A 21,509-nucleotide genomic window follows, 5' to 3' on the forward strand; every position below is an offset into this window, starting at 1 on the left:
CGGTCTCCTCGGTCACGCGGTCTCCTCGGTCACGCGGTCTCCCTCGGTCACGCGGTTTCCCTCGGGGAGGAGGCGGGCGGGGACGGAGGCGAGCGCGCAGGTCGCCCGGGCGGGCCGGTCCTCGGGGCTCGACCTCCGCTTGGGCACGAGCAGCCGGCCGCCGGCAGCGAGCGCGGCGGCCTCGGCGACGGACGGCGTGCCGACGGCGGCGAGCACCACGCCCGCCGGGTGCGGAACGGCCACCTGCGCCAACTCGGCCGCCGGGTAGGTGAGGAGCGGCACGCCGAGCGCCGACGCCGCGGCGACGACGCCCGGTTCGCCCGCCTTCGCGTCCACCGTCGCGAGGGCGCCCACGCCGCGCTCGGGCTGCCCCGCCTCGCGCAGCACGGCCCGCACCAGGCCCAGCACCTCGTCGACCGGCACGCCCCGCCCCGCGCCCACGCCGACGACGAGCGTGCCGGGCGCGGGTACGGGCTCCGGTGGCGGTGGTGGTGGCGGCGGACCGGCCATGGGCGGGCGGTTCCTCTCGGTTCGAACAGCGGGGGCGGACACGGGTGGGGCAGGTGTGACCAGGAGATATCAGGTGTGTCGCAGGGCGAAGGGGCCGGGTCCATCGGCTAGCAAGAGCCCATGGCGGTGATCGTCGCGCTCGGCGCGTTCCTGATGACGCTGGTCGGCGGCTGGGCGGCCCAGCGCGTCACCGACCGCAGGCACCTGGTCCTCGGCTTCGCGGGCGGCCTGATGCTCGGCGTCGTCGGCCTCGATCTGCTGCCGGAGGCCATGGCCGCCGCGGACGGCGAACTGCACGGCGTGCCGCAGGGGTTGCTGCTGTTCGTCGGCGGCTTCCTCGTCGCGCACGTCGTGGAGCGGCTGCTCGCCGTACGGCAGGCCGCGCACGGCTCCGGCGAGCGGGTGCCGCAGGTCGGGCTGACCGCGGCGGCCGCGATGGTCGTGCACAGCCTGATGGACGGCGTCGCGCTCGGCGCGGCCTTCCAGTCGGGCGGCGCGATGGGCCTGACCGTCGCCCTCGCCGTCATCACCCATGACTTCGCGGACGGCTTCAATACGTACATGCTCACGAGCCTGTACGGGAACGCGCGGCGCAAGGCGCTCGCGATGCTGTTCGCCGCCGCGGCCGCGCCGGTGGTGGGCGCTGCTTCCACGATGTTCGTCACGCTGCCGGAGGGGCTGCTCGGCGGTTATCTCGGCTTCTTCGGCGGCGCGTTGCTGTATCTCGCGGCCGCGGAGATCCTCCCCGAGGCCCACCACGACCACCCGGCCGTGCCGACGCTGTGCTGCACCGTGGCGGGCGTGGGCTTCATCTGGCTGGTGGTCGGCGCGGCGGAGTGAGCGGGCGCGGTGCCTCATGACCGTACGACTCCCCGCCCGAACGTCCAACACGGGGGCGGAGTTCATGAGTTGCAGCCTGCCACGAATCTGCGGGCCACGTCCGGGGCGGCCGCCCAGTGGGTGTGCAGATAGCTGGCGTGCACGCCGCCCTGTACGAAGCCCTCCACGCGGCGTTCCGGCAGATGCATGCCCCAGGCGGGCGTCGCCCCCGCGCCCGGCTCGATCACCGTGCGGTGGAACTCGTGCCCGCGCAGCCGCGTACCGGTCGCCGCGAGCGGGCTGTCGGACACGGCGACGGCCTCCCGGTACCCGAGCGTCAGCCGCTCCGACATGCGCGCCTCGGCGTCGAGCACCCCGCACATCGGCTTCCCGTCCAGGGACTTGGCGAGGTACAGCAGGCCCGCGCACTCGGCGGCCACCGGCGCCCCGCTCTGCGCGAGGTCCGCCACGGCCTTGCGCAGCGGCTCGTTGGCCGACAGCTCCGGCGCGTACACCTCGGGGAAGCCGCCGCCGATCACCAGCCCGGCGGTCCCGTCCGGCAGGTGCTCGTCACGCAGCGGATCGAACGGCGCCACCTCGGCACCGGCGGCGGTCAGCAGCTCGGCGTGCTCCGCGTACGAGAACGTGAACGCGGGCCCGGACGCGAGCGCGACCACGGGGGAGCCGCCCACCGGCTGTTCGAGCCCGGCCGTCGGGTCCCACGGCGCGTCCGGCAGGGCGGGCGCGCTGCGGGCCAGCGCGAGCAGGCCGTCCAGGTCGCAGCCCTCCCGTACCTGCGCGGCGAGCGCGGCCACCGACTCCAGGGCCTCGGCGCGCCGCTCCGCGACCGGCACGAGCCCCAAGTGCCGTGACGGCGCCTTCACTTGACTCTCCCGGCGCAGCGCCCCGAGCACCGGCACCCCGGACTCGCCGAGCGCGTCCCGCAGGATCTCCTCGTGCCGGGCCGAGCCCAGCTTGTTGAGGATCACGCCCGCGAGCCGCACCTGAGGGTCCCAGGACGCGAAGCCGTGCACCAGCGCCGCCACCGAGCGGGACTGCGAGGAGGCGTCCACGACAAGCACCACCGGTGCCTTGAGCAGCTTCGCGACCTGCGCCGTCGACGCCAGCTCGCCCTGCCCGACGGCCCCGTCGTACAGCCCCATCACGCCCTCGACCAGGGCCAGGTCGCAGCCCGCCGAGCCGTGCGCGAACAGCGGGCCGACCAGGCCGGTGCCGGACATGTACGCGTCGAGGTTGCGCCCGGGTCGGCCGCAGGCGAGCGCGTGGTAGCCGGGGTCGATGTAGTCCGGCCCGACCTTGTGCGGGGAGACCGCGAGCCCGGCCTCGGCGAACGCCGCCATCAGGCCGGTGGCGACGGTGGTCTTGCCGCTGCCGGACGAGGGCGCGGCGATGACGAGACGCGGTACGGAGGTCACGGGGCGAGGCCCTTCCGGAGCTGAGGTGCGGGCTTCACCACTCGATGCCTCGCTGGCCCTTCTGGCCCGCGTCCATCGGGTGCTTGACCTTGCCCATCTCGGTCACCAGGTCCGCGAAGTCGAGCAGCGGCTGCGGCGCGTTCCGCCCGGTGATCACCACATGCTGCTGCCCGGGCCGGTCGCGCAGCACGGACACGACCTCCTCGACGTCGATCCAGCCCCAGTGCATCGGGTACGCGAACTCGTCGAGGACGTACATCCGGTACGTCTGGGCCGCGAGGTCCCGCTTGACCTGCTCCCAGCCCTCCAGGGCCTTGGCCTCGTTGGACGTGTTGTCGCCCTGCAGGTCGCGCTGGACCCAGGACCAGCCCTCGCCCATCTTGTGCCAGTCGACGGTGCCGCCCTCGCCGGAGGCGCCGAGCACCTTCAGGGCCCGCTCCTCGCCGACCTTCCACTTCGCCGACTTCACGAACTGGAACACCCCGACCGGCCAGCCCTGGTTCCAGGCCCGCAGCGCGAGCCCGAACGCGGCCGTCGACTTGCCCTTGCCGGTGCCGGTGTGCACGGCGACGAGCGGGCGGTTGCGGCGCTGGCGGGTGGTGAGCCCGTCGTCGGGCACGACGGACGGCTGTCCCTGAGGCATCAGGCGGCCTTTCTGCTGAAGGTGCTGAAGGTGCTGGAGGTGCTGGAGGTGCTGGAGGTGGGGTCGGTGACGTCGCGTACGAGCCCGGCGATGCTGTCCGCGCGCAGCTCGTCGAGGGTGACGGCGCTGCCACCGAGGTTCCGGGCGAGCTCCGCGGCGAGGCCGAGGCGGACCGGGCCCGCCTCGCAGTCGACGGTGACGGTGGCGACGCCCTCGGCGGCGAACAGGCCCGCCGCCCGGGCCGCGCGCGCGACCGGCTCGGGCCCGCCGGTGGCCCGCCCGTCCGTGACGACGACGAGCAGCGCACGCCGCGCAGGGTCGCGCAGGCGCTCGACGCGCAGCACGTCGTGCGCCCGGAGCAGGCCCTCTGCGAGCGGTGTCCGGCCCCCGGTGGGCAGCTGCTCCAGGCGCGCGGCGGCCGCGTCCACGGACGACGTGGGCGGCAGGGCCACCTCGGCGCCCTTGCCGCGGAACGTCACGAGGCCCACCTTGTCGCGCCGCTGGTACGCGTCGAGCAGCAGGGAAAGGACGGCGCCCTTCACGGCGCTCATCCGCTTCCGCGCGGCCATCGACCCGGAGGCGTCCACCGCGAAGAGGACGAGGTTGCCCTCGCGTCCCTCCCGGGTCGCCTGCCGCAGGTCGTCCCGGCGTACGACCAGCCCCGGCCCCGAGCGGCCGCGCGTGCGCTGGTGCGGCGCGGCGGCCTGCACGGTCGCCGCGAGGTGCAGCTTGCCGAGTGCGCCCTGCGGCCGGCGTGAACCGGTCGTACGGCCGTGCTCGGTACGGGCCCGCGAGCGCCGCCCGGCCGCGCCCGCGCCGGTGCCGGGCACGGTGAGCAGCTTGGCGCGGAACGGTTCCGTGGCTCCGACGGGGGCCTGCTCGGGGGCAGTTGAGGGTGCGGGCTGTTCCGTTCCGGTGGACTCGGAAGGCGGGGCGTCCTGCGCCTCACCGCCCTGCGGCGGCACCTCGGGACCGTCGCCGCCCTGCGGGGGCTGCCCGCCACCGCCGCCGGGGCCGCCGTCCGGGTCCGGGTCGGGGTCCGGGTCGGGGTCGGGCTCGGGGTCGTCGTCCTCCTGCGAACCCCCGAACTCCTCCAGCGTCTCGTCCAGCTTGTCCTCGTCCAGGCCCGGCGCGTCGAACGGGTTGCGGCGCCTGCGGTGCGGCAGGGCGAGCAGCGCGGCCTGCCGCACGTCATCGGCGAGCACGTCCTCGCGCCCCGCCCACGCCGCCAGCGCCGTCGCCGTACGGGCCATCACGATGTCCGCGCGCATCCCGTCGACCTCGAACGCCGCGCAGGTCGCCGCGATCTGCCGCAGCGCCGCGTCCCCGAGCCGCACGGACGGCAGCAGCGCACGCGCCGCCACGATCCGCTGCCGCAGCTCCGCCTCGTCGTCGGCGAAGCGCGCCGCGAACGCCTCGGGCCCGTCGTCGTACGCGAGCCTGCGCCGCACCACCTCGACCCGCTGGTCCGGCTCCCGGGACGCGGCGACCTCGACGGTCAGCCCGAACCGGTCCAGCAACTGCGGCCGCAGCTCGCCCTCTTCGGGGTTCATCGTGCCGACGAGCAGGAACCGCGCCGCATGCCGTACGGACACGCCCTCGCGCTCCACGTACGAGGCGCCCATCGCGGCCGCGTCGAGCAGCAGGTCGACCAGGTGGTCGTGGAGGAGGTTGACCTCGTCGACGTAGAGGATGCCGCGGTGCGCGTCGGCGAGCAGGCCGGGCTCGAAGGCCTTCACGCCCTCGGAGAGCGCCCGCTCGATGTCGAGGGCGCCGACGAGCCGGTCCTCGGAGGCGCCGACGGGCAGCTCGACCATCCGCGCGGCCCGCCCGTCCGCGGCGCCGGACTCGTGCGGCCCGTCCGGGCAGCCGGGGTCGGGCGCGGCCGGGTCGCAGGAGAACCGGCACCCGGACACGACGGAGACCTCGGGCAGCAGCGCCGAGAGGGCGCGTACGGCCGTGGACTTGGCGGTGCCCTTCTCGCCGCGCACGAGCACGCCGCCGACGGCCGGGGACACGGCGTTGAGCAGCAGCGCGAGCCGCAGGTCGTCCTGGCCGACGAGGGCGGTGAAGGGGTAGGGGGTGTTCAAGGGGTGGCCTCCTGGGACGGAGTGGGTTCGGAGGGCTGGGGCGGAGCCCCAGGAGGAACAAAGGGGAGCGACGAGGGCGCCCCGCCCTCGATCAGCCGCAGCAGCGCCCCCGTGTCGGCGTGCTCTTCGATGAGATCCCCGAGCCGGTCCAGCTGCTCCTCGCGCAGCGCACCGAACGACGTGTCGGGCGCGGGCACGAACCGCCGCCCCGCCGCCCGCGCGACCTCCCGCAGGAACGCCCGCCGGAACCCGTCGGACTCCAGGGAGCCGTGCCAGTGCGTGCCCCACACGGCGCCGACGCGGCAGCCGTCGAGGAACGGCTCACCGCCGTGGACGCGGGCCACGCCGTGGTGGATCTCGTACCCCTCGACCCGCTCGCCGAGGGCCGAACCCACGGGCCGGGCCAGGGTCTTCTCGCGCGCGAACCGCACCCGTACGGGCAGCAGTCCGAGCCCGTCGACGGCACCGGCGCGGGACTCGACGTCGTCCTCGATGTGCTCGCCGAGCACCTGGAAGCCGCCGCAGATGCCGAGCACCGGGCGGCCCTCGGCGGCGCGGCGGCCCAGGGCGTCCGCGAGGCCGCGCTCCCGCAGCCACGCAAGTGCCTTGACGGTGCCGCGCGTTCCGGGCACCACCACCAGATCCGCGTCGGCCAGCTCCTCGGCCCGGTCCACGAACCGCACGACGACGCCCGGTTCGGCGGCGAGCGCGTCCACGTCGGTGAAGTTGGACATCAGCGGCACCGCACAGACGGCGACCCGCAGCACGTCCGCGCCGACCGGCGGCGCGACGACGGACTCCCGCACGGTGCCCCGCATCGACACGCGCAGCCCGTCCTCCTCGTCGATGCCGAGCCCGTGCGCGTACGGCAGCACTCCGTACGTACGCCGCCCGGTGAGCTTCTCCAGCATGTCGAGCCCGGGTTCGAGCAGGGTGACATCACCACGGAACTTGTTCACCAAGTACCCGGCGACCAGGGCCTGATCGGCCTCGCTCAGCAGCGCCGTCGTACCGAAGAACGACGCGAAGACGCCGCCCCGGTCGATGTCGCCCACCACCACGACCGGGAATCCCGCGGCCCGCGCGATGCCCATGTTCACGATGTCGGTACGCCGCAGATTGATCTCGGCGGGACTGCCCGCGCCCTCGCAGATCACCGCGTCGTACGTGCTGCGCAGCTGGTCCAGGCAGTCGGTGACGGTCCCGAGCAACTGCTCCTGGCGTCCGCCGTGGTAGCCCCGGGCGCTCATCTCGCCCACGGGCTTGCCCATGAGGACGACCTGGCTGCTGCGGTCGCCGCCGGGCTTGAGCAGGACGGGGTTCATCAGGGCGGTCGGCTCGACCCGGGCGGCCTGGGCCTGCATGGCCTGGGCGCGCCCGATCTCGGCGCCCTCGCGGGTCACGAACGAGTTCAGCGACATGTTCTGCGCCTTGAACGGCGCCACGGAGACGCCCTTGCGCGCCAGCCACCGGCAGATCCCGGCGGTGACGACGCTCTTGCCGGCGTCGGACGTGGTTCCTGCGATCAGCAGTCCACCAGTCATGAGCGCGCTTCCCCTCCTCGTTGTGTCAACGCCCAGATGGACCGCCCTGCCGCACACACACCAAGGGCAAGCCAACCAACGCGCCGAGAAAGCCGAACGGCCCGTTCGACATCGGCCACTTCGACGGCCCGCCCCGAGGCGTTGAGCACCGGCCGATGCTCAACTCTCCCCCCGTAGGACAACGTCCCCCCGAGCCGTACCCCCAACGCCCCTGCGAACGACGCTTCGACGGGCCCGGCGTTGGGACTGGGATGCAGCCCGGCGTCGTCCCGCCACGCCCGTACGGCAGCGCGGGGGGAACCTCCGGCCGCCACCGCCAGCGCAGCGGTGAGCCGGGCCCCGGCCCACCCCGCAACGTCGTCGAGCCGCGCCGAGGCCCACCCGTACCGCCGGTACCGCCGCGACTTGTGCCCGGCCATCGCGTCGAGCGTGTTCACGGCCCGGAACGCGACCAGCCCCGGCACCCCGCCGACAGCGCCCCACACCAGCGCACCCACGACCGCGTCGGAGGTGTTCTCGGCGACGGACTCGACGACGGCACGCGCGATCCCGTCGGCGTCGAGGGCCTGCGGGTCCCGCCCGCACAGATGGGGGAGGCGTTCGCGCGCGGCGTCCACATCGCCCGCGGCGAGCGCGTCGCCGATGGCACGTGCCTCCCGGCCGAGTGAAGTCCCGCCCACCACGGCCCAGGTGGCGGCGGCGGTCAGGGCGACGGAGGCGGCGGGGGAGCGGCGCACGGCGGCGGCGGAGAGCGCGGCGGCACCCGCGGCGCCGCCCACGCAGACGGCGGTGTGCAGGGCGCCCCACCCGCGGTGGTCCCGCCACAGCACCCGCTCGACGGCGCCCGCGGCACGGCCGAACGCGGCGACCGGATGGCCCCGGCGGGGATCGCCGAGCAGCAGGTCACCGAGCAGGCCGGCGGCGGCGCCGTACGCGAAGACGCGATCGGCACGCACGCTTCAGACCGCCGTCACGCCTCGAAGGAACGGGGGACGGCACGTACTTGACGTACTTGACGTACTTGACGTGCTCGACGTACTTGACGTGCTGGACGTTCTCGATGCACTCGATGCACTCAAGGAGCGGGAAGCGTCCGAACGGCAGCCGCGCATGGCGTTGTTGTCCTCACTCAGGGTCCGCGCCCTGGTTCGACGTGAACGGCGGCGAGAGTTCCTGGCTCCCGGGGTGGCGTGCACCGCGGTGACAGTGGCGGGACCGCGCCGGATTCGCACCGGCTTCCTCGCTGACCGCCGTAATGGCTCCGGCAGTCCACCACGCCCGCCAACGCCCGTCAACTCCGCTTTGACCTGCGTCGGAAGAGTGTGTGGAGGCCCACAGGAAACCGCCCCGCACCGGCCGTCGAAGCGGCTGGTGCGGGGCGGTTCGGGCGCTGCGGACGGGGTCAGGCGACGATCAGGAAGATTCCGTACGCCACCGCCGCCACGCAGAGCGCGAAGCAGGCGTACGCGCCGGTGCGGGCGAGCGGCGCGGTGCCGCCCTGCGCGGTGGCCGCCTCCTGCTTGGAGAGGCCGAGGATGCCGAGGGTGAACAGACCCACCACGGCGACCGTCGCCACGAGGCTGACGCCGAAGACGGAGCCGAGCGCCGCCCAGTCGATGTCGATCATGCGTGTTCCTTAGCTCGTTGGCTCGCTGGCTCGCTGGTCCGGACGCCGGATCAGACGTTCGCACCCGCGGGCCGCGCGGAGTCCGCGGCGGCACCGGACTGGGCCGGGATGGAGGGCTTGACGTCGGACGTGACGGCGGTCGCGGCGTCGGGCTCGACGGCCTCGGCCGCTTCCTCGGCCGCTTCCTCGGCGGCTGCGGAGCCGGCCGGGGGCGGGGTGACGGCGGCGATCGCGGTGGTCACGACGCCCGCGGGCTCCGTGTCCGCCGGGGTGCCGGCATCGGCGGCGGGACCGTCGGTCTCGTTGACGTTGTTGTGGTCGACCACCTGGCGGCGCGAGATGAACCAGATCGCGGCGCAGGACGCGACGAGGAAGACCGCGACGGCGGCGATGCCCCAGTCGCCCTGGCGGGCCACGAACTCGGCGGCGGCGGCGACCAGACCGGCGGCCGGCAGGGTCAGGCCCCAGGCGACGAACATCCGGGTCGCGGTCGACCAGCGCACGACGCCGCCCTTGCGGCCGAGGCCCGAGCCCATCACGGCGCCGGAGCAGGAGTGCGTGGTGGAGAGCGAGAAGCCCAGGTTGGACGAGGCCAGGATGACCGCGGCGGCCGAGGTCTGGGCGGCGAAGCCCTGCTGCGGCTGCAGGTCGGTGAGGCCCTTGCCCATGGTGCGGATGATGCGCCAGCCACCGAGGTAGGTGCCGAGGGCGATGGCCATACCGGCCGAGACGATGACCCAGACCGGCGGGTTGGAGCCCGGCGCGAGCACGCCACCGGCGACCAGCGCCAGGGTGATGATGCCCATCGTCTTCTGCGCGTCGTTGGTGCCGTGCGCGAGCGAGACCAGACCGGCGGAGGCGATCTGCCCGGCCTTGTAGCCCTTGGCGCCGGACTTCTCACCGACGTTCTTGCCGAGCTTGTACGTGAGACGCGCGGCGAGGAACGCGGCGATCCCGGCGACCAGCGGCGCGGCCACCGCGGGGATCAGGACCTTGGTGACGACGACGCCGCCGTTGACCCCACTGACGCCGATGGACGCGATCGTCGCACCGAGCAGACCGCCCATGAGGGCGTGCGAGGAGCTGGAGGGGAGGCCGATCAGCCAGGTGAGCAGGTTCCAGAGGATGGCGCCGACGAGCGCCGCGAGAATCACTTCGGGCTGGATGCCCTCTTCTCTGACCAGTCCCTTGGAGATGGTCTTGGCGACCTCGACCGAGAGGAACGCTCCGACGAGATTCAGCACGGCGGACATGGCCACCGCGGCCTTGGGCTTCATAGCGCCGGTCGAGATGGTCGTGGCCATCGCGTTGGCGGTGTCGTGGAAACCGTTCGTGAAATCGAACACGAGAGCTGTCACGATCACAATCGCGAGCAGCAGCGTGATGTGTTCCATTTACCCAGGCAATCGTTCGACGTCAGTGGCACGTGGAACGTAGGCAACCTGGGTGAACGGAAAGTGAACTGAAGCGGGCGCTGGAGTGGCCCGGGTGGGCTGCTTGTGGGCAAGCATCCGGTACACCCCGTTCCGCCCGCCCGGACGCCCCGCCGACAACCCCGGAATCCCGGCCTCCGCAGCCTGCGGCGCGCTGTTGCGGGGGGCGCGGCGGGTGGGCGCGAGACGCGCGAAGAGATCCTGGTCACGCGGTCCGGTCACGGGGTCCGGTCCCGAGTCAGGTCCCGCGTCCGGTCCCTCGGCCCGCCCCCGCCCCTTGCTGACAGAATCCCCCCATGACGGAACAGGAACAGACAGGCGACACACCGGAGTTGGCCCGTGCCTGGGGCGAGCTCGTGCGGACGGCCCGGCGTACCGCCGATACCGGGCTGGTCGTCGGGACCTCGGGCAACGTGTCCGTGCGCGTCGGCGAGCTCGTCCTCATCACGCCGAGCGGTGTCCCGTACGACCGGCTCGGCGCGGGGGACACCGTCGCCGTGGACCTCGACGGCCGCCAGGTCATCGGCGAGCTGAGGCCCACCAGCGAGCTGCCGCTGCACCTCGCCGTGTACCGGTCCACCCCGGCCGGGGCCGTCGTCCACACCCACGCCCTGCACGCCACCGCCGTCTCCACGCTCGTCCCGGAGCTGCCGCCCGTCCACTACATGACGGCCGACCTCGGCGGCTCCGTCCGCGTCGCCCCGTACGCCCTCTACGGCACCCCCGAACTCGCCGCGCACATGCTGGACGCGCTCCGCGGCCGCACCGCCTGCCTGCTCCAGAACCACGGCGCCGTCACCTACGGCGACACCCTCGGCCAGGCCTACGACCGCACCGCCCAGCTGGAGTGGATGAGCCGCCTCTGGCTCACCGCGCACTCCGTTCCCGGGCTCACCCCGAGCCTCCTCGGCCCCGCCGACCTCGCCGCCGCCGAACAGCAGCTGAAGGGGTACGGCCAGGGGCGCTGACCCCGTACCCGCGCGCGGCGCACGCCGAGTGGCCGGGCCCCCGGTCCCCGCCGACACTGGACCGCATGCGCCCCGTAACGGCCGCCGCCGCGGCCCTCACCGCCGTCATCGGTGCCGGCGTGGCCGCCCTCGCGGCCGGACGGTACGCCAGCGACGCCGCGCTCAAGGCGCGCCCCGGCCGTCCGCTGCCCGCCGACCCCCGGCTCACCGTGCACACGGCCGACGGCGACCGGATCACCCTCACCCGCTCCCTCGCCGCCCTGCGCCCCGGCACGTACGGCCTCGGCAGCGACGGCTCCCACGCGATCGTCGGCCCGGTCCTCGACGGGCAGGCCCCGGCCGCCGACACCGTCGTGCGCCGCCTGGTGCGCGTCACCCACGGACAGCTGGAACCCGGCGCGAAGGTGCGGCTCACCCCGCAGGTGTACGTCGGCAACCCGCGCGACGCCCTCGGCCTTGAGCACGCCGACGTCGACATCCCCGGCGAGCTCGGCGGGCTGCCCGCCTGGTTCGTGCCCGGCGGCCGCGACACCTGGGTGATCACCGTGCACGGGCTCGGCACCACCCGGGAGCACCCCATGGTGGTCATGGACCTCCTGCACCGCCTCCGGCTCCCCGTCCTCGACCTCGCCTACCGTGGCGACGTCGGCGCCCCCCGCCAGCCCGACGGCCTCGGCCACCTCGGCGACAGCGAGTGGCGCGACCTCGACGCCGCCCTCCGCTACGCCGTGCGCTACGGCGCCGAACGCGTCGTCCTGTACGGCTGGTCCACCGGCGCCACCATGGCCCTGCGCGCCGCCCACCACTCCGCGCTCCGCGACCGCATCAGCGGCCTCGTCCTGGACTCCCCGGTGCTCGACTGGGAGCTCACCCTGCGCGCGCTCGCCGCCGCCCGGCACACCCCGGCGCCGCTGCTCCCGCTCGCCGTCCGCGCCGCCCAGGGCCGCACCGGCCTCAGCGGCGACCGCGTCACCGAGGCCGCCGACGCCGCCGCCCTCAGCGTCCCCACCCTGCTCGTGCACGGCCCCGACGACACCCTCGCCCCCTGGCGCCGCTCCCGGGAACTCGCCGACCGCCGCCCGGACCTGGTCACCCTCTACGCCGTCCCCGACGCCCCGCACGCCGCGATGTGGAACGCCGACCCGAAGGGGTACGAGGAGACCCTGCGGCGCTTCCTCACCCCGCTGATGTAGGACGCGTACGGTTCCGGGTTCGGTCCGGGTTCGGTCCGGGTTCGGCCCCCGGGGTCGGTCTCCGGGTTCGGTCGGCGCACGGTCCGCGCGTACGGCTCCCGAGTACGGTCCCCGCGTACGCCCCCGCGCAGCCCGCGTACACGCCCATCGCCACCATCCGCACCATCCGCCCGGACCGGCCATAGCGGGCAAACCATCGGCATCGGGCGCCAACTCGGGATCCCGTTTGGGCTTTCGAGGCCCGAGCGGGAAGACTGCCCCCCGTGACGTCCCGTAACCCGCGCGACTCCAGGCTCAGACTCGTCGGCCCCCGCACGCTCGCCACCGCCCCCCGGGCCGTGGTCGAGCGGCGCACACGGCGTTCCGCCCCGCGCCCGCCCGAGGGCACCCCGGCGCCCGCCGTGCTCGCCCGGATGGCGCGCGCCGAACTCGCCGGCGCCGCCCGGATCGCCCGCTGGGCCGACAGCGCCCCCGGCCGCGACTCGGGCCTGCGCCCCGGCTGCACCGGCACGCTCACCGAAGCCGCCGCCGAACGGGCCGCGGCCGACCTGGAGTTGACGCCCCGGCAGGCCCGCGCCGACTGGGACGCCGCCCGCCTCGCCGGCCTCGTCGAGGTGCACGGCGGCGACGCCCGCCCCGGCTGGCGGCTGCGCGCCTGGGACCGCGACGACTCCGCCGTGCTGCGCGGCTGGGTCGCCCTGTTCGACGCCTGGTCCCTGGTGCGGCCCGCGCCGGACGGGCAGGAGGCGGCCGCCGTCGCCGAGGTCATCGAGGCCATGCCGCAGGTGCTCTCCCTGCTCCAGCTCTCCGCGGGCCCCGTCCCCGTACCGCAGCTCCTCGACCTCCTGGAGCAGCGCGTCACCGAACTCCGCGACGAGCGCTGCGAGATCCCCTTCGGACCGCAGCCCGCGCCCGCGTCCGCGCCCCTGCCCGCGCCCGCCGTGGCCCCGCTCTCCCCGTTGCTCGACTGGGCGCTGCGCGGACTCGCCCGCGTCGGCGCGCTCACCCTGGACGACGGCCACGCGACCCTTACGCCGCTGGGGAGCTGGGCGGTCTGGATCAAGCTGGAGCAGATCATCGTCGCCGCGCAGAGCCCCGCGGGGAACATCGAGCACGCCGCCGAGGAGATGCTCCGCGGCTGCGCCCGCCTCCGCCCCAACGCGGCCCGCGCCGAGTACCGCGCCTGGCTCGCCGCCCGCCCCGTCGGCAGCGCCGTCACCGAACTCCTGGACGCCGCCCGCGGCGACGACGCCCTGCTGCGCGGCCTCGCCTTCGAGGCGCTGCGCGTCGTCGGCCCGCCCGCCGAGGCGGACGTACGGGCAGCCGCGTCCGAACCCCCGCTGCGCCCGTACGCGCTGATGTGGCTCGCCGAGCAGGAGGGCGCCGACCCGGAGGACGTGCACACGGCCCTGACCCGCGAGGAGTCGACCTGGCTCTGGGTCGACACGGCGGCCGCGGTCGCCGACCACGGCGAGTCGGAACTTCTCGTACGCCATCTGGAGTCCGCGATCCAGCCCACGGTCCCGGCGCTCCTCCAGGAGGTACGAGCGATCGGTCACCCCCGCACGGTCCAGGTCCTGGTTGCCCTGGCGGCGGCCCACCCGGACCCGGCCCTGGCGAAGGCGGTACGGAGGGCGGCGTTCCAGGTGCATACGGGCGGGGCGTAGGCCGGGCCGAACGAGGGAGCCCCTGGCCGCAGCGTGCCCGGCCGTGCACCGCTCGGAAACGCGCTGCCCCGAGCGCGGAGGCACGCCGGAATAAGTGGTTGCACACCCCCGTTAGAATTGCCGTATGGCCATTCTCCTTGCGCATTAGACGGCGTAGACCGCGCGCCCCAGCCCCAGCCCCGTCCGCCGTCCCTTCCTTCCCGCCTGGAGTCTGTCCGTGATCACCGCCACCGGCATCGAGCTGCGCGCCGGCGCCCGAGTCCTGATCGACAACGCTTCCTTCCGTATCGCCAAGGGCGACCGCATCGGCCTGGTCGGCCGCAACGGCGCCGGCAAGACCACGCTCACCAAGTGCCTGGCCGGCGAGGGCCAGCCCGCGGGCGGCACCATCAGCCGCTCCGGCGAGGTCGGCTACCTCCCGCAGGACCCGCGCACCGGCGACCTCGACACCCTGGCCCGCGACCGCGTCCTGTCCGCCCGCGGCCTCGACGTCCTCATCCGCAAGATGCGCGAGAACGAGGAGCGCATCGCGAACGGCAAGGGCGGCACCCGCGAGAAGGCCCTCAAGCAGTACGAGCGCCAGGAGACCGAGTTCCTGACGAAGGGCGGGTACGCCGCCGAGGCGGAGGCCGCCACCATCGCCGCCGCGCTCGGCCTGCCCGACCGCGTCCTCGGCCAGCCGCTGCATACGCTCTCCGGCGGCCAGCGCCGCCGCGTCGAGCTCGCCCGCATCCTGTTCTCCGACGCGGACACCCTGCTGCTCGACGAGCCGACGAACCACCTCGACGCCGACTCCATCGTCTGGCTGCGGGACTATCTGAAGACGTACCGCGGCGGCTTCATCGTCATCTCCCACGACGTCGAACTCGTCGAGACGGTCGTCAACAAGGTCTTCTACCTGGACGCCAACCGCTCCAACATCGACGTCTACAACATGGGCTGGAAGCTCTACCAGCAGCAGCGCGAGGCCGACGAGAAGCGCCGCAAGCGCGAGCGCCAGAACGCCGAGAAGAAGGCCGCGGCCCTCAACTCGCAGGCCGACAAGATGCGCGCCAAGGCAACCAAGACCGTCGCCGCGCAGAACATGGCCAAGCGCGCCGACCGGCTCCTCGCGGGCCTGGAGGAGGTGCGCCAGAGCGACAAGGTCGCCAAGCTGCGCTTCCCCGAGCCCGCCCCCTGCGGCAAGACCCCGCTGACGGCCGAGGCCCTGTCGAAGTCGTACGGCTCCCTGGAGATCTTCACCGACGTCGACCTGGCCATCGACAAGGGCTCGCGCGTCGTCATCCTCGGCCTCAACGGCGCCGGCAAGACCACGCTCCTGCGCCTGCTCGGCGGCGCCGAGAAGCCCGACACCGGCGAGGTCATAGAGGGCCACGGACTCAAGCTCGGCTACTACGCCCAGGAGCACGAGACCCTCGACCCGGACCGCACGGTCCTGGAGAACATGCGCTCGGCCGCACCCGACCTGGACCTCGTCGAGGTGCGCAAGACGCTCGGCTCGTTCCTGTTCTCCGGCGACGACGTGGACAAGCCCGCGGGCGTCCTCTCCGGCGGCGAGAAGACCCGCCTCGCCCTCGCCACCCTCGTGGTGTCCTCGGCGAACGTCCTCCTCCTCGACGAGCCCACCAACAACCTCGACCCGGCCAGCCGCGAGGAGATCCTCGGCGCGCTCCGTACGTACAAGGGCGCCGTCGTCCTGGTCACGCACGACGAGGGCGCCGTCGAGGCGCTGCAGCCGGAGCGGATCATCCTGCTCCCGGACGGCGTCGAGGACCTGTGGGGCGCGGACTACGCGGACCTGGTCGCCCTGGCCTGATCAACTCCGTATGGATCATTCGCTGGACGCGTGATCCGTCATCTGTGTGAGACCGCCTCGTACCGGGGTGTGCCGTCCACGCATGTCGCCGTACGCCGGGCTGCTTCCCCGCGCACCGCGCTGACCTGGCGTTTCTTCGGTGCACCCGTTCGGCCGTACGGAAGAGGAGCCGCGGAGGGCCTGATTCCGCACGTGGTGTCGGCCTCCCACTCCATGAACCTCGTCACACAGACCTTGCCGAATGGGTGGCCAGGACGCCCGGGAGGGGTGATCATGAGAAGTCCAGAGCGCACTTCCCATGAGGAGGCACGGGTGGCCGAGACTCTGAAGAAGGGCAGCCGGGTGACCGGCGCCGCGCGCGACAAGCTCGCGGCAGACCTGAAGAAGAAGTACGACGGCGGTGCGAGCATCCGGGCACTCGCCGAAGAGACGGGCCGTTCCTATGGCTTCGTGCACCGGATGCTCAGCGAATCAGGAGTCACGCTGCGGGGACGTGGCGGAGCGACGCGCGGCAAGAAGGCCGCCGCGGGCTGAGATCGGGCGGCCCACCGACTTCGATGGTGGCCACCCGGTCGGTCCGGTGACCGACCGGGTGGTTACTGTGCAGTCACTTACTGACTGCTGTCCCATCGGAGGCACTCCATGGCTTCGCCCGAACCTCAGCACGCAGCCGAGACCGACGCGATCGACGCGACCGAAGTGTTCGCCAAGGACGGTGTGCGCCTTACCGTCGACGGCGAGACCGCGACGGTCACCCTCGCCAACCCGGCCAAGCGCAACGCCCAGAGCCCCGCGCTGTGGCGGGCGTTGGCGGAAGCCGGGCGTGCGCTGCCCGGCAGTGTGCGGGTGGTGGTGCTCAGCGGCGAGGGCAAGTCGTTCTCCGCCGGGCTCGACCGGCAGGCGTTCACGCCCGAGGGGTTCGACGGCGAGCCGTCCTTCCTGGACCTGGCGCGCGGTGACGACGCCGAGCTCGATGCGGTCATCGCCGAGTACCAGGAGGCGTTCACCTGGTGGCGTCGCAGCGACCTGATCACCGTCGCCGCTGTGCAGGGACACGCGATCGGCGCCGGTTTCCAGCTCGCCCTCGCCTGCGACCTGCGGATCGTCGCGGACGACGTGCAGTTCGCCATGCGCGAGACCAGCCTCGGCCTGGTGCCCGACCTCACCGGCACACACCCGCTCGTCTCCCTCGTCGGCTACGCCCGCGCCCTGGAGATCTGCGCCACCGGCCGCTTCGTGCACGCCGAGGAGGCCGAGCGCATCGGCCTCGCCAACCTGGTCGTCCCCGGCCCCGAACTCGCCGCCGCGGCACAGGACTTGACGGCCGCCCTGGTGGCTGCGCCGCGCGACGCCGTCATCGAGACCAAGGCCCTGCTCCAGGGCGCGGTGCAGCGCTCGTACGAGGACCAGCGGGTCGCCGAGCGGGCCGCGCAGGGGCGCAGGCTGCGGGATCTGGCGGGGCTCGGGGAGTAGGCCGCTTCGGGGAGGGGGCTCGGGGAGGGCGGTGGTCGTCACGTCACGCCACCGCCGTCACGACCACCGCCGCCTCCCCGACCGCTGCCGTCTCCCCGGACGCTGCCGCCTCCCCGCCGACCGCCGCCTCCCCGGCCGCCGCCCGTACCGCCCGCACCACGTCCAGGGGCCGGTGGTCCGCAGCCACCGTCAGCTCGACCCGCAGACGCGGTGAGCGCAGGACCCGTACGTCCACCACGCCCGGCACCGCCCGGACCGCCGCCGTCGCACCCTCGTCCCCCGAGGGCGCGGCGGGCGGCGGGGCGTCCTCGTCGGAGCCGGAGCCGGAGCCGGAGTCGGAGCCGGAGTCGGAGCCGGAGTCGGAGCCGGAGGGTGGGTGCGGGTGCGACGGCGGAGGCGCCGCGTCCAGGAGTTCCGTCACCCGCAGGTCCACCTCCGCCACCACCAGGCCGAGCCGCTCCACCGCCGCCGTCGACAGCGCCGCACGCACCCGTGCCGCCGTCGACGGCAACGGCTCGTCCGCCGTCGCCGCCAGCTCCGCCGTGATGCGCAGCGGCCCCGGCGGCAGGGCGCTCGGCGGGGCCGGGACGGCCGGTTCGCCCGCCGCGCCCGGGTCCGCGAGCGCGAGCCGCAGCGCGTCCACCCGTACCCCCGCGACCGAGGCGGCCGCCGGGCGCAGCACCCGGGCCGCCGCGCGCTCCGCGATCCACGCGCCGTCCGCCGCCTCGCCGAGCGGCAGCAGCCGTCCGAGGCGGAGCTGTTCGCGTACCGCATGCGCCCGCGACACCGCGGAGTGCGCCCTTCCGTCCGTCGACCGGTCAGCCGTCATGGCACCAGCGTGCCGCATCCCCTGGCGCGGAGTCGCCCAACCGCACTTAATGTGGGCAAAAGGAGCGCATCACCCAAGCTCCCTCACGCATCACCCCCTTCGATTGGGACGGACGCGATGACCGACACCGAAGAGCGAGGCAAGCCGGGGGCCGTACGGGCGACGGAGGGCGGGGGCCAGTCCAGACGCGGCGGCGGTGACCCCGGCAGCCGGGGCCGCACCACCATCGCCGACGGCGTCGTCGAGAAGATCGCCGGGCTCGCGGCCCGTGAGGTGCCCGGCGTGCACGCCATGGGCACCGGGATCTCCCGTACCTTCGGCGCCGTGCGCGACAAGGTGCCCGGTGGCGCCAAGACCGTGACCCGCGGTGTGAAGGCCGAGGTCGGCGAGGTGCAGACGGCACTCGACCTGGACATCGTCGTCGAGTACGGCGTGCCCATCGCCGACGTCGCCCGCGGCGTACGGGAGAACGTGATCACCGCCGTGGAGCGGATGACCGGCCTGGAGGTCGTGGAGGTCAACATCGCCGTCGGCGACGTGAAGCTGCCGGACGAGGAAGAGGACGAGCCGGAGTCCCGGATCCAATGAGAGCCCCGGATCCGACGACCGACGTGACCACGGACCTGACCACGGACCTGACCACGGACCTGACCACGGACCTGACCACGGACCTGACCACGGACCTGACGACCGACGTGACGACCGGCCCCGTGGCCGGCGCGAGGAGCGTGCGATGAGCATGGCGTTGGCCGGCCTCCTGGCCGGCATGGGACTCGGCTTCGCCGCGTACTTCGGCGGCTTCGGCGCGTTCCTCCTGGTGGCCGCGCTCGGCGCGGTCGGCTTCCTCGTGGGGCGGTACGCCGACGGGGACCTGGAGCCCGGCGGCCTCTTCCGCGGCCGGGGCGAGGCGCGCGGCGAACGGCGGCGCTGATGACGGTGGCGGCGATCGAGCCGGGCGAGCGCGGGGCGACCCGGATCGCCGACCGGGTCGTCGCGAAGATCGCCGCCCGCGCGGCCCGCGAGGCGCTGCGCACCGGCGTGCCCGAGGAGGGCGACGCCCCCCGGGCCAACGTCACCGTGTACCGCGGCAGTGCCCACGTCCGCATCAGCCTCGACCTCGACTACCCCTGCGACATCGGCGGCCGGTGCGGCGCCGTGCGTCGTCAAGTCGCCGAGCGGGTAGGGGAGTTGACGGGGATGACGGTGCCCGAGGTGACTGTCCTGGTGGAGCGGCTGCACTCGGCGCGCTCCCGGGCGGCGGCGCAGGGGAGGACACGATGAGCGGTCCCGACAACAGCACCGACGGCACCGACGGCACCGACCGTACCGGCGGCACCGGCGGCACCGGCGGCACCGGCGGCTCCGGCGGCTCCGGCGGCTCCGGCGGCGGTACGCGTCCCGTCCTGGAGAAGCGCGCGCAGGGTCCGGACGGGCTCGACCAGTCGGCGTCAGCTGCCTCGTACACCCCGGTCCTCACCCCGCCGGAGGGCGGCGAGCACCGGCGCAGGTGGTCGGTGCGCCGGGGGCCCGCCGTGGTCGTCGGGCTGCTCGGCCTCGCCGCGGCCGGGCTGCTGCTCTACGACGTGGCCGCGGTGCGCGCCGACCGGCCCGCGATGCGCTGGCGGCACGTCCTCGGCGAGCAGCTGGCCGAACGGCACCTGGACGACCTGTGGGTGCTGACCGGCGCGGGCGCCGCGGCGCTGCTCGGCCTCTGGCTCCTGCTGCTGGCCGTCACACCCGGCCACCGCTCGACCCTCGCGATGCGCAGCGGCGAGGAGGACGTACGGGCCTGGCTCGACGCGGACGCCGCCGCCCTGGTGCTGCGCGACCGCGCCATGGAGGTGCCGGGCGTGCGCTCGGTGCGGGTACGGGTGCGGCGCGCGAAGGTCGATGTGCGAGCGGTCGCACACTTCCGTGAACTCGACGACGTACGGGCCGACTTGGACACCGTGCTCGGCGACGGCATCGCCGCGCTCGGCCTGTCCAGGGCGCCGGGCCTGCGCGTGCGGGTCGACCGGCCGGGAAAGCGGGGCTGAACGATGCTGCGGACCGTCAACCGCGTCCTCGCCGCCCTGGCGGGCCTGGTCCTGCTGCTGCTCGGCGGCACGGTCCTGGCCACGGGGCTCGGGGCGCCGATGCCGTCGTGGTGGGTGTGGGACGGGCGGGACGACGTCCTGCTGAGCGACGCGGACCGGGCCAGATGGCGGGACGAGCCGTGGTTCTGGCCCGTCGTCATCGCGGCGCTCGCCGTCCTCGTCCTGCTCGCGCTGTGGTGGCTGGTCGCGCAGACGCGGCGCGGCCGGCTCGCCGAGGTGCTGGTCGACAGCGGGGACGGCGAGGGTGCGCTGTTGCGGGGGCGCGCGCTGGAGGACGTGCTGGCCCGGGAGGCGGACGTGCTGGACGGGGTGGAGCAGGTCGGCGTACGCCTGACCGGGCGGCGCTCGGCCCCGCACGCCGGGGTCCGGATGCTGCTGGCCCCGCACGCCGAACCTGCGGTGGCGCTGCGCCTGCTCACCGCGGACTCCCTGGCCCAGGCCCGTACCTCGGCGGGCCTTGCGCAGCTGCCCGCCGAGGTACGGATGCGGGCGGTCAGGCACCGGGCTCGGCGGGTCAGTTAGGGGTTTGATCCTGTTTGACCCCCTACCCCCCTACCCCCCTACCCCCCTGAATTCGACCCCTCCCCGGAGCTCAGAACCCCCGCAGCGCGCCCCCGTCCACCGGCACCATCACTCCCGTCACGTACGACGCCGCAGGCGACAGCAGGAACGCCGTCGTACGGCCGAACTCCTCCGGGGTGCCGTAGCGGCCGAGGGGGATCTTCGACTCGTTCGCGGCGCGGGCCGCCGACGGGTCGGGGGCGAGGCCGTCCAGCTGCGTCATGCGGTCCGTGGCGATCCGGCCGGGAAGGACGCCGACGACGCGGACGCCGCGCGGGCCGACCTCGTCCGCGAGGGACTTGGCGAAGCCGGCGAGGCCCGGGCGCAGACCGTTGGAGATGGTGAGGCCGGCGATCGGCTCGTACACCGAACTGGAGAGCACGAAGCCGATCACGCCGCCCTCCCCGAGCTCCGCGGCCGCCGTGCGGGCGAGCCGGACCGCGCCGAGGAAGACCGACTCGAAGGCCGACTGCCACTGCTCGTCGGTGTTGTTCGCGGCCGTGCCGGGGGCCGGGCCGCCGACGCTGATGAGGACGCCGTCGAAGCGGCCGAAGCGCTCGCGGGCGGTGGCGATGAGGCGGGCGGCGGCGGCCGGGTCGGCGTTGTCGGCGGCCACGCCGACCGCGTGCTCGCCGAGCGCCGCCGCGGCCCCGGCGGCCGACTTCTCCTCCCGGCCGGTGACGACGACCTTCGCGCCGTCGGCGACCAGGGCCTGCGCGGTGGCGTGGCCGAGGCCGCGGGTGGCGCCGGTGACTACGTAAACACGGTCCTTCAGTCCAAGATCCATGGCCCCATCCTGCCGGA

23 protein-coding genes and 1 riboswitch are annotated in these 21,509 nt (G+C 74.3%); of the genes, 13 read left to right on the top strand and 10 right to left on the bottom strand.

Features of this window, described 5'->3' with window-relative positions:
* Positions 1 to 12: 12 nt before the first annotated feature.
* A complete protein-coding gene (locus QIS99_RS14675; protein WP_408909559.1) occupies positions 13 to 510 on the bottom strand; it encodes a cobalamin biosynthesis protein in 498 nt (165 codons plus the stop codon).
* Between the two features lie 120 nt (positions 511 to 630).
* On the opposite strand from QIS99_RS14675, the gene QIS99_RS14680 reads away from it, so the two are divergent.
* Positions 631 to 1,350 carry a ZIP family metal transporter gene (locus QIS99_RS14680; RefSeq protein WP_282513733.1) on the top strand — a complete coding sequence of 240 codons (720 nt, stop codon included), beginning with the start codon at positions 631 to 633 and terminating at the stop codon, positions 1,348 to 1,350.
* A 62-nt stretch (positions 1,351 to 1,412) separates the two neighbouring features.
* Here the strand turns inward: QIS99_RS14680 and QIS99_RS14685 are convergent, their stop codons facing one another.
* The 7 genes from QIS99_RS14685 to QIS99_RS14715 all read right to left on the bottom strand — a co-directional run bounded on the left by QIS99_RS14685 (position 1,413) and on the right by QIS99_RS14715 (position 10,063).
* Positions 1,413 to 2,765, bottom strand: coding sequence for a cobyrinate a,c-diamide synthase (locus QIS99_RS14685; RefSeq protein WP_282513734.1), 1,353 nt, complete (start codon positions 2,763 to 2,765; stop codon positions 1,413 to 1,415).
* Between the two features lie 34 nt (positions 2,766 to 2,799).
* Positions 2,800 to 3,408 carry a cob(I)yrinic acid a,c-diamide adenosyltransferase gene (gene cobO / locus QIS99_RS14690; protein ID WP_282513735.1) on the bottom strand — a complete coding sequence of 203 codons (609 nt, stop codon included), beginning with the start codon at positions 3,406 to 3,408 and terminating at the stop codon, positions 2,800 to 2,802.
* Positions 3,408 to 5,498 carry a putative cobaltochelatase gene (locus tag QIS99_RS14695; protein WP_282513737.1) on the bottom strand — a complete coding sequence of 697 codons (2,091 nt, stop codon included), beginning with the start codon at positions 5,496 to 5,498 and terminating at the stop codon, positions 3,408 to 3,410. Before QIS99_RS14695 ends, cobO begins: the two co-directional genes overlap by 1 nt.
* Positions 5,495 to 7,042 carry a cobyric acid synthase gene (locus QIS99_RS14700; RefSeq protein WP_282513738.1) on the bottom strand — a complete coding sequence of 516 codons (1,548 nt, stop codon included), beginning with the start codon at positions 7,040 to 7,042 and terminating at the stop codon, positions 5,495 to 5,497. The genes QIS99_RS14695 and QIS99_RS14700 overlap by 4 nt, the downstream gene beginning before the upstream one ends.
* The gene (locus QIS99_RS14705; protein WP_282513739.1) at positions 7,039 to 7,998 is read right to left on the bottom strand and encodes a cobalamin biosynthesis protein; all 960 of its coding nucleotides are present in this window, start codon (positions 7,996 to 7,998) and stop codon (positions 7,039 to 7,041) included. The genes QIS99_RS14700 and QIS99_RS14705 overlap by 4 nt, the downstream gene beginning before the upstream one ends.
* A 189-nt stretch (positions 7,999 to 8,187) precedes the next feature.
* Positions 8,188 to 8,331, bottom strand: a riboswitch (cobalamin riboswitch).
* Positions 8,332 to 8,444: 113 nt separating this feature from the next.
* Positions 8,445 to 8,666 (bottom strand): hypothetical protein, encoded by a 222-nt coding sequence (locus QIS99_RS14710; RefSeq protein WP_282513820.1) that lies wholly within the window; start codon positions 8,664 to 8,666, stop codon positions 8,445 to 8,447.
* Between the two features lie 53 nt (positions 8,667 to 8,719).
* The gene (locus QIS99_RS14715; RefSeq protein ID WP_282513740.1) at positions 8,720 to 10,063 is read right to left on the bottom strand and encodes an inorganic phosphate transporter; all 1,344 of its coding nucleotides are present in this window, start codon (positions 10,061 to 10,063) and stop codon (positions 8,720 to 8,722) included.
* Positions 10,064 to 10,398: 335 nt separating this feature from the next.
* On the opposite strand from QIS99_RS14715, the gene QIS99_RS14720 reads away from it, so the two are divergent.
* From QIS99_RS14720 to QIS99_RS14745, 6 genes are all read left to right on the top strand, one after another.
* Positions 10,399 to 11,070: a class II aldolase/adducin family protein gene (locus tag QIS99_RS14720; protein WP_282513741.1), complete on the top strand. Its 672-nt coding sequence runs from the start codon at positions 10,399 to 10,401 to the stop codon at positions 11,068 to 11,070.
* 65 nt (positions 11,071 to 11,135) lie between these two features.
* Positions 11,136 to 12,263 (top strand): alpha/beta hydrolase, encoded by a 1,128-nt coding sequence (locus QIS99_RS14725; RefSeq protein WP_282513742.1) that lies wholly within the window; start codon positions 11,136 to 11,138, stop codon positions 12,261 to 12,263.
* Positions 12,264 to 12,526: 263 nt separating this feature from the next.
* Positions 12,527 to 13,930, top strand: a complete 1,404-nt coding sequence (locus QIS99_RS14730; RefSeq protein WP_282513743.1) for a hypothetical protein — start codon at positions 12,527 to 12,529, stop codon at positions 13,928 to 13,930.
* A gap of 217 nt (positions 13,931 to 14,147) precedes the next feature.
* Complete coding sequence (locus tag QIS99_RS14735; RefSeq protein WP_282513744.1) at positions 14,148 to 15,746, top strand: ABC-F family ATP-binding cassette domain-containing protein; 1,599 nt, start codon at positions 14,148 to 14,150, stop codon at positions 15,744 to 15,746.
* Between the two features lie 312 nt (positions 15,747 to 16,058).
* Positions 16,059 to 16,280, top strand: a complete 222-nt coding sequence (locus QIS99_RS14740; protein ID WP_055550175.1) for a helix-turn-helix domain-containing protein — start codon at positions 16,059 to 16,061, stop codon at positions 16,278 to 16,280.
* Between the two features lie 108 nt (positions 16,281 to 16,388).
* On the top strand, positions 16,389 to 17,219 hold the full coding sequence (locus QIS99_RS14745) for an enoyl-CoA hydratase/isomerase family protein (RefSeq protein ID WP_282513747.1): 831 nt from the start codon (positions 16,389 to 16,391) through the stop codon (positions 17,217 to 17,219).
* 43 nt (positions 17,220 to 17,262) lie between these two features.
* On the opposite strand, the gene QIS99_RS14750 is transcribed toward QIS99_RS14745, so the two are convergent.
* Entirely contained in the window at positions 17,263 to 18,048 is a 786-nt protein-coding gene (locus QIS99_RS14750; RefSeq protein ID WP_282513748.1) for a nucleopolyhedrovirus P10 family protein, read from the bottom strand.
* 117 nt (positions 18,049 to 18,165) lie between these two features.
* On the opposite strand from QIS99_RS14750, the gene QIS99_RS14755 reads away from it, so the two are divergent.
* The 6 genes from QIS99_RS14755 to amaP are packed head-to-tail and all read left to right on the top strand — an operon-like array spanning position 18,166 to position 20,666.
* Entirely contained in the window at positions 18,166 to 18,636 is a 471-nt protein-coding gene (locus tag QIS99_RS14755) for an Asp23/Gls24 family envelope stress response protein (protein WP_282513749.1), read from the top strand.
* The gene (locus tag QIS99_RS14760) at positions 18,633 to 18,785 is read left to right on the top strand and encodes a hypothetical protein (RefSeq protein ID WP_282513750.1); all 153 of its coding nucleotides are present in this window, start codon (positions 18,633 to 18,635) and stop codon (positions 18,783 to 18,785) included. Before QIS99_RS14755 ends, QIS99_RS14760 begins: the two co-directional genes overlap by 4 nt.
* Positions 18,782 to 18,979, top strand: coding sequence for a hypothetical protein (locus tag QIS99_RS14765; RefSeq protein ID WP_282513751.1), 198 nt, complete (start codon positions 18,782 to 18,784; stop codon positions 18,977 to 18,979). Before QIS99_RS14760 ends, QIS99_RS14765 begins: the two co-directional genes overlap by 4 nt.
* On the top strand, positions 18,979 to 19,329 hold the full coding sequence (locus QIS99_RS14770) for an Asp23/Gls24 family envelope stress response protein (protein WP_282513752.1): 351 nt from the start codon (positions 18,979 to 18,981) through the stop codon (positions 19,327 to 19,329). The genes QIS99_RS14765 and QIS99_RS14770 overlap by 1 nt, the downstream gene beginning before the upstream one ends.
* Positions 19,326 to 20,084 carry a DUF6286 domain-containing protein gene (locus QIS99_RS14775; protein ID WP_282513754.1) on the top strand — a complete coding sequence of 253 codons (759 nt, stop codon included), beginning with the start codon at positions 19,326 to 19,328 and terminating at the stop codon, positions 20,082 to 20,084. Before QIS99_RS14770 ends, QIS99_RS14775 begins: the two co-directional genes overlap by 4 nt.
* Before the next feature lie 3 nt (positions 20,085 to 20,087).
* Positions 20,088 to 20,666, top strand: a complete 579-nt coding sequence (amaP, locus tag QIS99_RS14780) for an alkaline shock response membrane anchor protein AmaP (protein WP_282513755.1) — start codon at positions 20,088 to 20,090, stop codon at positions 20,664 to 20,666.
* A gap of 70 nt (positions 20,667 to 20,736) precedes the next feature.
* Here amaP and QIS99_RS14785 read toward each other — a convergent pair whose 3' ends face one another.
* Positions 20,737 to 21,492: an SDR family oxidoreductase gene (locus tag QIS99_RS14785; RefSeq protein ID WP_282513756.1), complete on the bottom strand. Its 756-nt coding sequence runs from the start codon at positions 21,490 to 21,492 to the stop codon at positions 20,737 to 20,739.
* Between the last annotated feature and the right edge of the window lie 17 nt (positions 21,493 to 21,509).

Source organism: Streptomyces solicavernae, from assembly GCF_029968095.1.
In the GTDB taxonomy this organism is placed as follows: Bacteria; Actinomycetota; Actinomycetes; order Streptomycetales; family Streptomycetaceae; genus Streptomyces; species Streptomyces solicavernae.

Bases quoted from the DNA above. Each gene is read 5' to 3' on its own strand.
- QIS99_RS14760 (WP_282513750.1), top strand. From the start codon at position 18,633: ATGAGAGCCCCGGATCCGACGACCGACGTGACCACGGACCTGACCACG.
- QIS99_RS14720 (WP_282513741.1), top strand. From the start codon at position 10,399: ATGACGGAACAGGAACAGACAGGCGACACACCGGAGTTGGCCCGTGCC.
- QIS99_RS14785 (WP_282513756.1), bottom strand. From the start codon at position 21,492: ATGGATCTTGGACTGAAGGACCGTGTTTACGTAGTCACCGGCGCCACC.
- QIS99_RS14680 (WP_282513733.1), top strand. From the start codon at position 631: ATGGCGGTGATCGTCGCGCTCGGCGCGTTCCTGATGACGCTGGTCGGC.
- amaP (WP_282513755.1), top strand. From the start codon at position 20,088: ATGCTGCGGACCGTCAACCGCGTCCTCGCCGCCCTGGCGGGCCTGGTC.
- QIS99_RS14750 (WP_282513748.1), bottom strand. From the start codon at position 18,048: ATGACGGCTGACCGGTCGACGGACGGAAGGGCGCACTCCGCGGTGTCG.
- QIS99_RS14770 (WP_282513752.1), top strand. From the start codon at position 18,979: ATGACGGTGGCGGCGATCGAGCCGGGCGAGCGCGGGGCGACCCGGATC.
- QIS99_RS14755 (WP_282513749.1), top strand. From the start codon at position 18,166: ATGACCGACACCGAAGAGCGAGGCAAGCCGGGGGCCGTACGGGCGACG.
- QIS99_RS14725 (WP_282513742.1), top strand. From the start codon at position 11,136: ATGCGCCCCGTAACGGCCGCCGCCGCGGCCCTCACCGCCGTCATCGGT.
- QIS99_RS14700 (WP_282513738.1), bottom strand. From the start codon at position 7,042: ATGACTGGTGGACTGCTGATCGCAGGAACCACGTCCGACGCCGGCAAG.
- QIS99_RS14745 (WP_282513747.1), top strand. From the start codon at position 16,389: ATGGCTTCGCCCGAACCTCAGCACGCAGCCGAGACCGACGCGATCGAC.
- QIS99_RS14715 (WP_282513740.1), bottom strand. From the start codon at position 10,063: ATGGAACACATCACGCTGCTGCTCGCGATTGTGATCGTGACAGCTCTC.
- QIS99_RS14675 (WP_408909559.1), bottom strand. From the start codon at position 510: ATGGCCGGTCCGCCGCCACCACCACCGCCACCGGAGCCCGTACCCGCG.
- QIS99_RS14775 (WP_282513754.1), top strand. From the start codon at position 19,326: ATGAGCGGTCCCGACAACAGCACCGACGGCACCGACGGCACCGACCGT.
- QIS99_RS14765 (WP_282513751.1), top strand. From the start codon at position 18,782: ATGAGCATGGCGTTGGCCGGCCTCCTGGCCGGCATGGGACTCGGCTTC.
- cobO (WP_282513735.1), bottom strand. From the start codon at position 3,408: ATGCCTCAGGGACAGCCGTCCGTCGTGCCCGACGACGGGCTCACCACC.